Annotated in this window: 3 protein-coding genes; all 3 read right to left on the bottom strand. The window is 28.0% G+C overall.

Annotated features, from left to right (window positions below):
* Positions 1 to 268: 268 nt before the first annotated feature.
* Positions 269 to 730: a hypothetical protein gene (locus EAH69_RS13755; RefSeq protein ID WP_121935791.1), complete on the bottom strand. Its 462-nt coding sequence runs from the start codon at positions 728 to 730 to the stop codon at positions 269 to 271.
* Positions 731 to 971: 241 nt separating this feature from the next.
* A complete protein-coding gene (locus EAH69_RS13750) occupies positions 972 to 1,451 on the bottom strand; it encodes a hypothetical protein (RefSeq protein ID WP_121935790.1) in 480 nt (159 codons plus the stop codon).
* 934 nt (positions 1,452 to 2,385) lie between these two features.
* Entirely contained in the window at positions 2,386 to 3,027 is a 642-nt protein-coding gene (locus EAH69_RS13740; protein WP_147439159.1) for a hypothetical protein, read from the bottom strand.
* Positions 3,028 to 3,303 lie beyond the last annotated feature (276 nt).

Below are 3,303 nucleotides of genomic sequence, written 5' to 3'. Positions count from 1 at the left end.
ATTTATTATTAGAAGTAATAAAATTAAAAGGTTTTTCATTCGGCAGTTTTTTAAGTATTACAGCTAACGAGCCGAGTATTTGCGAAGAACGGGAGAGAATTTGAACGAAAGTTCAAGTTCGTCCGTTCAAGCAAATTGCTTGGCTAAAACTAAATTAGTATATTGTTTTAAGAAAAGCAATTTTGCGAGCGGAAAAAGATGGAAAAAAAAGTTAGCCTTCAGCCCGTTTTTTCGCAAATACTATGTTAGCCGTTCGTATATATTTATTTTAAAAACATATATTTGATTTCCAATTTACTCCAAGTTTATTTAAGACGTCATTTTCGAATTTTTTGAGATATGTTTGATTAAGTTCTTTACTTATTTCTTTCGAATTTATATCTTTATAACTCTTGAATTCTTTATCTCCAATATGCGTAAATGTAATTGTAGGTGATTGATTAGTATTTTGATTACCTTTATGTATATAAAAATGAACTCTTATATTTAAATCATTCCAATAAATTATCTTATCAACTTTCCAAGGATTTTGAGAATTAGATTCTTCTAATTTAATTTCTAAGTTAGGATTAGATTTAAAATAATCATCTATTTTTAATGATAGCTGCTGATAATTAATGTTTTCAATTGTATATTCTTGACCTCTACACGGAATATAATTAATACAAGAATTTAATATTATTAAAAAACTTATTTGTAAAATAATACAAATGAATTTAGAATTCTTCAATACTGATTTTTATTTTAAGTGATTTTTTTATATATGACGGCTAACGTTTCTGGGCTTGGCGTCAGTGGCGGAAATTGAAGAGAAAACTTTCAATTTAGCGACACTGTAAGCAAAAGCCAATTTATTGAATAAATTTAAGAAAAAAGTCAATATAATTGGCTTTTTGCGGATTAGAAAGCTGAAACTTCAAATTTGAACCTTAACCCGCCATTGCGCCAAACCCTTGTTAGCTGCAGGTTTTTTATTTTTTTCTTATGTATTCTGTATCAAGAACATCTGATAATTTATTTATACTTTGTTTTGAAAGGAATTTATAAGCAATTTCTATAAAAACAAATCGAAGAATTAATATTTGAGCTAAAATAACTATTATAAATATTGGATTAAATTCTTCTACTTTTAATATTAATTGTATAATAAATCCCACTATTGGAAATAGCATTAAAATTGATAATAAAATTTTAAAAGGTTTATTTATTTCAACAACAACTTCGCCAATTTTATTATTTATTTGCCCATTTAAAGTACAAAAGGCTCCTTTTCCAATATCAGAAGATATTATTTTAAATTTATTTTTATCAATTTTTCCAATGAAAGATTTGTTAGTGATTTTAGATATAAGGTTATCGGAATTTTCAGTTCTTCTGTTTAAACGTTCGATAGTTTCATTCTGATCATCGATTAAACTAAATTCGTAAATACTTGATGGGAAAATTTTCATTTTTTAATTTTAAGTTCTGTTACTGAAAACTTGCAGCTAACGAGCCGAGTATTTGCGAAGAACGGGAGAGAAGTTGAACGAAGTTCAAGTTCGCCCGTTCAAGCAAATTGCTTGGCCAAAACTAAATTAGATTAAAGTTTTAAGAAAAGCAATTTTGCGAGCGGAAAATTATGACTATAAAGTTAGCCTTCAACCCGATTTTTGCTAAATACTATGTTGTACGATGTTCTTTTTATTCATTTTTAAAATACTGGTACAGAGTTTTATTTGTTACATTTAGATTTTGATTGCAAAATTTATTTAAAAGCTGAATATGAACGAACGGAATTATCAAAAAGCAAATTAAAATTATGTAAGTTTTTGTTTCTTTAGGATTCAGATTTTTATGTTTTAAGTAAAAAATCCAAATACCAATCATTGTTATCGATGAAAAAATTGACATTAAAAACATCCATGCAATTCCCTGAGAATCGTGAGTTCCCGGCGCAAAAAACCAATCTAAAGTTCTACTAATTAAATAAAAAACTAAAATTGTCCATAGAATATTCACAAATTTAACTCTGTTTTCTTTGCCACTGTACCAAATTAATAAAGGTAAAATAATTGTAGTCCCTAATATAATTCCTAAAGGTGGGAGTGTCAAACTCAAAAATTGAGTTAAAAGCAAAATACAGAAACTGTAAATCAAAAATTTTTTCAATATAATTGGTCTTATAGATGTTCTTAATAGAATGTCGTACAACGTCCCGAAGCTTGGCGAAGTAGCGAACTAAATCGCGAAAACTTCAAATTTTGCCGAAGCTGAGCAACGCATTTTTATTTTTTTAAATTTAACAAATTAAAAAATAAAAATAGCGATTGCGACAAAAAAAGTACAAACTTTAATTTTTGACTTAACTCGCTATTTTGCCAAGCTGGTGTTAGCGGTAGTTTTTTAATTTTCTACACCTATTATTTCCCTGAAATTCTTTTCGAGTTTGACTTTTACTTCTGGAACTTTCCTCCTAATTTTTTCTGTTGCTTTTTTTATGCTTTCCATTTCCATTTGTGGCGAAATATTTCCGAAAATATACTTAAATGAAAAGTCAGAATGGCTTTCTTTTAATAGTTGAATTATTTCATCTATTAGAGTACAAGTTTCAGAATTAAAGTAAAGCTTATTTTTGTCATAGTAACTTAAAAATTTATTTCCGCTTTCTCCTGCTTTCATCGTATTGTCATACGATTGTTTATTAATCTCTTCTTTTGTCATTCCAGTCACAATTTTCCAAGTAGTTAATGTAAACATATCGTTGTAAAAATCGGATAGTAATGAATATAATTCATCAATTTTTTCAAGTCGTCTATCATGGAGCTTAAAAGCTTTTTGTGAATGAAAGGCTATATCTGATTTATATTTTTCGAATACTTGATTCAATTCGGCCTTATACAGGTCCGATTTATTTTGGAGCTCTTGTTTATATATAGAAATGTTCCTATCAATAAACATTTGACCTAGTTGTTTAATCAACCAAACTATAAGACCAGAAATTACAGTTACTATACCGATTTCACTTAAGATTTTATCCCAATCCATTATCATTAATTGTATATATGTGATTTTATGTAAAATTACCGCTAACGAGCCGAGTATTTGCGAAGAACGGGAGAGAAATTGAACGAAGTTCAAGTTCGTGCGTTCAAGCAAATTGCTCTTTTGTAAAACTAATTTAAGTTGAAGTTTTTAGAAAAGCAATTTTGCGAGCGGAAAAGAATGGGATGAAAGTTTACTTTCAGCCCGTTTTTTGCGAAATACTATGTTAGCTGACGTTTATTTTTTTTACAATATCGTTTTCTATTATAAAAAACTCTG

It is taken from the genome of Faecalibacter macacae, assembly GCF_003687725.1.
GTDB lineage: Bacteria > Bacteroidota > Bacteroidia > Flavobacteriales > Weeksellaceae > Empedobacter > Empedobacter macacae.
Note: the sequence above shows the minus strand (reverse complement) of the source record. Positions and strands in the feature narration are given on the sequence as shown.